The organism is Phenylobacterium sp., assembly GCF_044371015.1.
In the GTDB taxonomy this organism is placed as follows: Bacteria; Pseudomonadota; Alphaproteobacteria; order Caulobacterales; family Caulobacteraceae; genus Phenylobacterium.
The window spans coordinates 20,832-27,626 of sequence record NZ_JBILUK010000017.1; the positions used below are offsets into that span (position 1 = coordinate 20,832).

6 protein-coding genes are annotated in these 6,795 nt (G+C 68.5%); 1 reads left to right on the top strand and 5 read right to left on the bottom strand.

Annotation, left to right across the window (positions count from 1 at the left end):
• Positions 1-78: 78 nt before the first annotated feature.
• The 3 genes from ACIQ3R_RS02960 to ACIQ3R_RS02970 are packed head-to-tail and all read right to left on the bottom strand — an operon-like array spanning position 79 to position 3,037.
• Positions 79-1,140 carry a homocysteine S-methyltransferase family protein gene (locus ACIQ3R_RS02960; RefSeq protein WP_397414909.1) on the bottom strand — a complete coding sequence of 354 codons (1,062 nt, stop codon included), beginning with the start codon at positions 1,138-1,140 and terminating at the stop codon, positions 79-81.
• Entirely contained in the window at positions 1,137-2,069 is a 933-nt protein-coding gene (metF, locus tag ACIQ3R_RS02965) for a methylenetetrahydrofolate reductase [NAD(P)H] (RefSeq protein ID WP_397414911.1), read from the bottom strand. Before metF ends, ACIQ3R_RS02960 begins: the two co-directional genes overlap by 4 nt.
• Entirely contained in the window at positions 2,066-3,037 is a 972-nt protein-coding gene (locus ACIQ3R_RS02970; RefSeq protein ID WP_397414914.1) for an ArsR/SmtB family transcription factor, read from the bottom strand. The genes metF and ACIQ3R_RS02970 overlap by 4 nt, the downstream gene beginning before the upstream one ends.
• A 101-nt stretch (positions 3,038-3,138) precedes the next feature.
• Here ACIQ3R_RS02970 and ACIQ3R_RS02975 point away from each other — a divergent pair, with 101 nt between their 5' ends.
• The gene (locus ACIQ3R_RS02975; RefSeq protein WP_397414916.1) at positions 3,139-3,678 is read left to right on the top strand and encodes an AAA family ATPase; all 540 of its coding nucleotides are present in this window, start codon (positions 3,139-3,141) and stop codon (positions 3,676-3,678) included.
• On the opposite strand, the gene ACIQ3R_RS02980 is transcribed toward ACIQ3R_RS02975, so the two are convergent.
• Together ACIQ3R_RS02980 and ACIQ3R_RS02985 are read right to left on the bottom strand one after the other, a co-directional pair.
• A complete protein-coding gene (locus tag ACIQ3R_RS02980; RefSeq protein WP_397414919.1) occupies positions 3,640-4,815 on the bottom strand; it encodes a calcium-binding protein in 1,176 nt (391 codons plus the stop codon). The genes ACIQ3R_RS02975 and ACIQ3R_RS02980 overlap by 39 nt on opposite strands.
• 74 nt (positions 4,816-4,889) lie before the next feature.
• On the bottom strand, positions 4,890-6,795 hold a 1,906-nt coding region (locus tag ACIQ3R_RS02985), incomplete at its 5' end, for a calcium-binding protein (RefSeq protein ID WP_397414922.1).

Genomic DNA, 6,795 nt, shown 5'->3' on the forward strand with positions numbered 1-6,795 from the left:
CCAGCCTCCCGGGACCCTGCGACTGGGTCCCGGCGCTCCGCTTCGCTGCGGCCGGGATGCCGGATGGTGGTGTCTGCCTCAAACCAACTCGAACGGCTCCAACCCCGCCAGCCGCATCGCCGTGGGCCGCTCCGGGATCTGGCGCGGCTTCAGGCCCCGCACCGCCTCGGCCACATGGCGGATGTGGTCGGGCGTGGTCCCGCAGCAGCCGCCCAGGATGTTGACGATGCCGTCCTCGGCCCACTGGTGAAGGGCGTGGCCGGTCTGGTGCGGCTCCTCGTCATACTCGCCCATGGCGTTGGGCAGGCCGGCGTTGGGATAGGCCGAGACCAGGGTGTCGGCCACCCGGGCCAGCTCGGCGATGTGCGGCCGCATCAGGTCGGCGCCCAGCGCGCAGTTGAGTCCGATGGCGAAGGGCTTGGCGTGGCGCACGGAGTTCCAGAACGCTTCGACCGTCTGGCCCGACAGCGTCCGGCCTGAGCGGTCGGTGATGGTGCCGGAGATCCAGATCGGCAGCGGCTCATAACCCTCGTCTTCCAGATCCAGGATCGCCTTGATCGCCGCCTTGCAGTTCAGCGTGTCGGTGATCGTTTCGATCAGGAACAGGTCCACCCCGCCCTCGTGCAGCGCCCGCACCTGCTCGGAATAGGCATTGTAGACTTGGTCAAAGGTCACCTTTCGGGCGCCGGGGTCGTTCACGTCCGAGCTCATCGACAGCATCACCGGCAGCGGGCCGATGGAGCCGGCGACGAAACGCGGTTTATGCGGCTCCTTCGCCGTCCAGCGATCGGCGACCTCGCGGGCGATCCGGGCTCCCTCGAGGTTGATGTCCCGAACCGCCGCCTCCTGGGCGTACTCGCCCTGGCCGATGGAGGTGGAGGAGAAGGTGTTGGTCTCCGAGATATCGGCCCCGGCCGCATAGTACTGGTCATGCAGGTCCGACACGATGTCCGGCCGGGTCAGGCACAGGATGTCGTTGTTGCCCTTCATCTGGCCGGGATGGTCCTTGAACCGCTCGCCGCGGTAGTCGGCCTCGGTCAGGCCGCGCTTCTGGAACATCACACCCCAGGACCCATCAAGGATCAGCACCCGCTCCCGGGCGGCCGCCTTGAGGGCGGCGATGCGGTCGGACCGGGTCATGCGGCGGCCTCGGGTTGTTGCGGCGGGTTCTCGCGAACGCCCAGAATGCGGCAGATGGCGTAGGTGAGATCCGCCCGGTTGAGCGTGTAGAAGTGGAAGTCGTTGAAGCCTTCTTCCGAGAGCCGCACGCACATCTCGGCCGCGACGGATGCGGCGACGAGCCGGCGGGTGTCCGGATCCTCGTCCAGCCCCTCGAACAGGTTGCCCAGCCAGGCGGGGATCGAGACGCCGATCCGATGCGCCATGTTCGACAGGCCCGAGAAGCTCGAAACCGGCATGATCCCAGGCAGGATCGGGATCGTCACGCCGGCTTTCCGCACGCGCTCGATGAACTGCAGATAGCCGTCGATGTCGAAGAAGAAGTTGCTTATCGCGCGCGTCGCGCCGGCGTCCACCTTGGCCTTCAGCACCTCGATGTCGTGCTCCAGGGAGGGGCTTTCCGGGTGGATCTGTGGATACAGCCCGACGCTGACCTCAAAAGGCGCGATCGCCTTGATCCCGGCGGTCAGCTCGGTCGCGTTGGCATAGCCGTCGGCCGGCGGCGTGTAGGCGCCGCCGAGCGAGCCGGGCGGATCGCCGCGCAGCGCCACGATATGGCGGATGCCGGCGTCCCAGTAGTCGCGCACCACCTCATCCACCTCGGCCCGGCTGGCTTCCACGCAGGTCAGGTGCGCGGCGGGTCTCAGGGTCGTTTCCTTCAGCATCCGGACCACCGTGCGGTGCGTGCGCTCCCGCGTGGAGCCGCCGGCGCCGTAGGTGACGGAGACGAAGCTTGGGTTCAGCGGCTCAAGCCGTCGGATCGCCTCCCACAGGCTCTCCTCGGACTTGGGGCCCTTGGGCGGCGAAAACTCGAACGAGATGTTCGGAACGGGCCGTTCGCCCAGGCCGGCGCGGGCGATCGGCCCAAGGGCCGAGACGGACTGGCTCATGCGGCGCTCCGGATGCTGACCGGCGCGCGCGCGGCGGCCCAGATCTTCACGGTCAGGCCTTCGCCCCGGGCGGGCGGCAGGGCGCGCCGCTCCACCGAGGGCAGACCCGCATCGGCCAGCCAGCGGTCGATCTCCTCGTCGGAGAAGCCGAGACGGCGATGCTGATGCTGTTCGCGCAGCGCTTCGAGCGCGTGAGGCGCAAAGTCCACGAGGATCAGCCGCCCGCCCGGCGCGACGATCCGTCCGGCCTCGCGCACAGCGGCGGCCGGATCGCCCAAATAGTGCAGCACCTGATGGACGACGACGAGATCCGCGGCGCCGTCCTCAAGGCGGGTGTCAAAGATATCGCCATGCCGCAATTCGACCTGCTCGAGTCCGGCTTCGGCCACGTTGCGCCGCGCGATGTTCAGCATCTGGTGAGACAGATCGAGACCAAGCGCCTGATCCGCGCGCGGCCCCAGCAGGGTCAGCATGCGCCCCGTGCCGCTGCCAAGATCGACCAGGCGCTCGATGCGCCCCGGCCCGGCGGCGGCCCGAATCTCAGCCTCGACGTCGGCGTCGGAGACGTGCAGCGAGCGCAATTGATCCCATTGGGCGGCGTTGTCGGCGAAGTAGGCGGCGGCGGCGGCGGCGCGCTCGGCGGTCACGTCCTCCAGCTTTCGCGCGTCCCGTCTCAGCACCGGGTCTTCACCATCGGCGATGCTCAGGATCTCGCGGATCAGCGTCCTGGCCGCGCCGCCGCCGGCCAGCCCATAGAACACCCACGCGCCGTCGGGGAATCGCTCCACCAGCCGCGCCTCGGCCAGCAGTTTCAGGTGCCGGGACACGCGCGGCTGGCTCTGGTCGAGCACCCGGCAAAGCTCAAGCACCGCCATTTCCCCGCGCTGCAGGAGCGCAAGAATGCGCAGCCGCGTCGGTTCACCCGCCGCGCCCAGCACATCGACGATCTCTTTGGATGACAGTCGCATTAGATATAAAGATATCTTTATATGATGCGCCGTCAAGGCCCCCTGCCATCGACGGACTATCGCCGATAGGGTGTCGCCGGGGAGTGAACGCCATGCAGCGCGTGCTGATCGTCGGCAATGGCGGCGCCGGGAAATCCACGCTCGCGCGCGCGCTCGGCGCGCGCACGGGCCTGCCCGTCATCCATCTCGACGTCCTGTTCTGGAGGCCGGGCTGGGTGGAGACCGGGGACGACGAGTTCCGTGAAGCGGTGACCGAGGCGCTCGCGGCGCCGGCGTGGATCTGCGACGGCAATTTCGGCTCGACCTGGGATGTCCGGATGCCCCGCGCCGACACCATCATCTGGATCGACCGTCCGCCCTGGTTCAGCCTGTTGCGCGCGATCCGGCGGATGATTCAGTACCGGAAGGGCGGGCGCCCCGACATCGCCGAGGGCTGCGACGAATCCATCGACCTCAACTTCTACCGCTTCATCCTGACCTACGACGCCAAGGTGAAACCGCGTCTGGAGGCGGCGTTGGCCACTCACGGCGCGCAGGCCCGCCAGGTGCGACTACGTTCCGACCGCGACATCGCCGCATTTCTCGAAGAAGTCGCCTGGCGGTCAGCCGACGAAGATCCACCCGTCGGGGAGGCTCGATAGCTGCACGCCGGCCAGGATCACGCGTCCGCCGCCGCCCATGCTGACCACCACGTCGCCGTCGACCTGGGCCAGGGTGAACGTTGTGCCGGGATCCAGCCGCAGGCGGTCGCCTTCGCCCGCCGTGAACCCAACGATCCGATCGATGCCGGCCTCACCGAAGCTCAGGAACAGGTCCGCGCCCAGGCCGCCGTCAGCCGTGTCGTCGCCCCGGTCCCCGGAGATGGTGTCATTGCCGTCGTCACCGCGCACGAGGTCATTGCCCTGACCGCCGCGGACCACGTCGTTGCCGGCCCCGCCGCCCACCGTGTCGTCACCGAGGTTGCCATAGGCGAGGTCGCCGCCGCCCTCCCCGAAGACGACATCGTTGCCCTGGCCGCCGACGACCCAGTCGTCGCCCGCGCCGGCGGAGACAATATCGGCCCCCATGTTGCCGTTGATGTCGTCAAAGTCGTCGCCGCCCTGGATGCGATCATCGCCTTCGTCACCACGCAGGTAGTTCGCGCCGGAGCCGCCGCCGATGGTGTCGTTGTCGGCGCCGCCGAAGATGCGGTCCGCGCCGGCGCCGCCGTTGAGCGTATCGGTCCCGCCGCCGCCCATCAGCGTATCGGCGCCCGCACCCGCATCGTAGCGGTCAGCGCCGTCGCCCAGAATGCGGCTCACGGCCTCCGCCGGACCGGTCTCGACGATGCCGCCGGTGAGCGTGCCGGTGGTGAAGTTGAACCGCTGCAGGTCCGCCAGGGACGCGCCCGGCAGGCGCACCGCCTGCCCGGTGGTGGCGAACACGAACACGTCCGTTCCGACTCTGATGGCGGCATAGGCGCGCGCGCCGAAATTGGCGTTGGCCTGGTTCAGCGCCTCTTCGTAGCTGTCGGCCACGCCCTGATGGACCGAACCGAACCCCGCCGCGGCGCCGCCGATGAACAGCAGCCGGTCACTGGCGGTCCAGTCGGTGATCACGTCGATCGCATTGATGTCGGCGATTCCCGCCGGCGCCGGGCTGTCGCCGGCGCCGATCACAAACAGGTCCGACCCCAGACCGCCGGTCAGCCGGTCCGCGCCCGCGCCGCCCGTGAGGATATCCCCCTCAGCCCCGCCGACCAGCGTGTCGGCGTCGCCCGTTCCGTTGATCGTCGCCATGGCTCAACCCTCGCGTTTCCGCCCAAGGCTGACCCCCGGCGCGCCGAGGGTCAATGCGTCGCGTTAAGGGCTGGTTAGGCCCCGAAGATCCAGCCGCCGGTCAGGCTCGACATCGCGACGCCGACCAGCACCAACTGCCCCCCGCCGGTCATACTGATGACGGTGTCGGCGCCGACCTGGGCGAGACTGTAGGTCGTGCCCGGCGCCAGTTGCACCCGGTCGCCCTCGGCGAGGTTGAAGTCCAGCACCCGATCCGTGCCTGTCTCGGCGAAGGTGTTGAACACGTCGGCGCCGGCGCCGCCCGACATCGTGTCGTCGCCCCGATCTCCCGACAGAAAATCATTGCCCGCGCCGCCACGGACGACGTCGTTGTCCTGCCCGCCCCTGACCGTGTCGTTGCCGGCGCCGCCTTCACAGGTGTCCGCGCCCAGGTTGCCATAGACGAGGTCGTTGCCTGCATCTCCGAACAAGAAATCGTTGTCCTTGCCGCCGACAACCCAGTCGTCGCCCAGGCCGCCGCCGGCCGTGTCGTTCCCCTGGTTGCCGTTGATGTCGTCGAACCCGTCGCCGCCGGCGATCCAGTCGTCGCCCTCTTCGCCGCGAAGATAGGTGGCGTCCGACGACGAGCCCGAGTTGAAGCCCAGGACATTGGTGGCATAGACCACGTCATTGCCCTGGCCGCCCCATAGGGTGTCCGAGCCACCAAGGCCCTTGAGCGTGTCCGAGCCGGTCAATCCGCGGATAAGGTCGGCCGTAGGGCTGCCAAACAGGATGTCGGCGCCCTTCAACAACGTCGAGAGCGCCTCCTGGTCGCGCCCGTCGATCGCCCAGTTGAAACCGAGCGTAGCCGGTATCCCGAGCCCGTCCAGCGAGGCGGAGAGACCGGCGGCGCGATAGCTCAACCGATCGATCACGCCCGTTGGCATATCGAGGATGGTCGTCGCGGTTTCCCGATAGGTGAACCCTCGCCCGACAATCTCCAGTCTCAGGCCGGTGTTGCTGGTGGCCAGCAATGCCGTTGCGTCATAGCTGTCGACGTTGGCGCCGCCTGCGGCCCCGATGTCGGACCGGTCCATGTCGCCTTCGATGTTTCCGCCGCCCCCTGGCGCCTCGACGCCGAGGATGCTGACCGGCCCAGGCGCCGCAGAGTTGGAGGTTCCAGGCAACGGAGCCACGGTCGGCATGATCAGCACCGGCGACGCCACGATGTTCGCGAAATCGACATTGGCGAGCGTGACGCCCGCAAGCTGGATACGGCCATTGATCACATTGTGGCCGGCGGCGTCGGCGAACACGAACACATTGGCCCCGACCTGGGCGGCGACATAGTCGACCGCGCCGCTGTTGATCCTCTGCAAGGCGGCGGCCTGGGCCTCCGCCAGTGTCGTAAACCCCGTGAACTCCACATAGTTGGCTGCGGAGGCGCCCACCGGGCCGCCAAAGGTGATCCGGTCGATGGATTCCCAGTCCCTGACGGTGTCGTAGTTCGCGGTCGTGGTGTCTCCGGGCGCGACCACGAAGAGATCCGATCCGGTTCCGCCATACAGCAGGTCGGGATTGCCGCCGCCGTTCAGCGTATCCTCACCCGGCCCTCCCCACAGCCCGTCGCTGCTGCCGGCGCCTACCAGCATGTCCGCCCCAAGCGAACCGAGCACTACGCGTGTGAAGCCCGCGAAGATCAGGTTCGTCTCGCCATAGATCCCTGCGCCGAAGCGCACGGTCTGGTTGGCCAGTCCTGCGCCCGAGGTGACCAGCACCGTGCCGTCGCTCTCGAAGCTGACGGCGATCACCGTGTGGCCCGCGCCCGTGCTCGAGAACCGCAGGTCGTTGGCGGCCGCGTTGTAGGCCAGCGCGTCAGCCGCAGAGATCGTCTCGAAGGTCAGGGCGCCGACCGGCGGCGCGGACGGGGGGCCCGGCGTCGTGGGTGGCGGCGCCGCCACGGGCGTGTAGCCCGAGACGCTGTTGGCGAACACATCATCC

Bases quoted from the DNA above. Each gene is read 5' to 3' on its own strand.
- ACIQ3R_RS02960 (WP_397414909.1), bottom strand. From the start codon at position 1,140: ATGACCCGGTCCGACCGCATCGCCGCCCTCAAGGCGGCCGCCCGGGAG.
- metF (WP_397414911.1), bottom strand. From the start codon at position 2,069: ATGAGCCAGTCCGTCTCGGCCCTTGGGCCGATCGCCCGCGCCGGCCTG.
- ACIQ3R_RS02970 (WP_397414914.1), bottom strand. From the start codon at position 3,037: ATGCGACTGTCATCCAAAGAGATCGTCGATGTGCTGGGCGCGGCGGGT.
- ACIQ3R_RS02980 (WP_397414919.1), bottom strand. From the start codon at position 4,815: ATGGCGACGATCAACGGAACGGGCGACGCCGACACGCTGGTCGGCGGG.